Below are 725 nucleotides of genomic sequence, written 5' to 3'. Positions count from 1 at the left end.
TCCCGACTTTTACAGTTTGCAAGAGTAAAAAACCTCTCAAACCATTTAAAATCAGTGGTTTGAGAGGTTTTTCCATGTTTTGAGCTGTATATACAAAGTCCCTGTTACAGTTTTCCGTACTGAAGTTTTTCTGATATCCCCAGCACGCTGATGATCTCCCTATAGGACTCGTGTTCCATGTTCTTGATATAGTAGGTGTCCTTGGCTTCATCTCCAGAGATCAGCGTGTACTGTGCGCTTCTGACCGCATCCTGGATGACTTCGGTCGAAAGATCGATGCCCTTTGTCCTCAGCAGGTATTCGAGATACCGCTGGATGACGAGAGCCAGGTAACACACCACGAAGTGGCCTTGGATGCTTTCTTCCGTCCACACGAAAATCGGTCTGGCTTCCAGATTGCTTTTCATCACGCGGAAGCTCTCTTCAATCTTCCACAAGCCGTGATAGATCTCGATGACTCTGGATGGATCCAGGGTTTCGTCAGAAAACTGGATTCCGTAGTAGCCATCGTAGAGTTCGTCATTCGTCAGCTGCTTGTGGTTGAAGGTGACCTGATCCTCTTCGATGAAGTTCAGCTGAACATATTTCTTCCCGCCTTTTTTCATTTCGGACTTCAGCGCGGATTTGTTTTCAACCAGTTTCTTCGATTTTTCAATGAGCCTCTCCCGGTCTCTGCGGTCCTTCGCTTCTCGCGAAGCGGACCAGGTGATCACCATCTGGTCTTC

The 725-nt window shown here is 47.4% G+C and carries 1 protein-coding gene; it reads right to left on the bottom strand.

All coding sequences use genetic code 11. The features are described from left to right. Positions 1-104 precede the first annotated feature (104 nt). Positions 105-725: IS1634 family transposase (locus tag KCG48_RS14570; RefSeq protein ID WP_211802899.1), on the bottom strand; the 621-nt coding region annotated here is incomplete at its 5' end.

It is taken from the genome of Proteiniclasticum sediminis, from assembly GCF_018128025.1.
Classification (GTDB): domain Bacteria; phylum Bacillota; class Clostridia; order Clostridiales; family Clostridiaceae; genus Proteiniclasticum; species Proteiniclasticum sediminis.
Note: the sequence above shows the minus strand (reverse complement) of the source record. Positions and strands in the feature narration are given on the sequence as shown.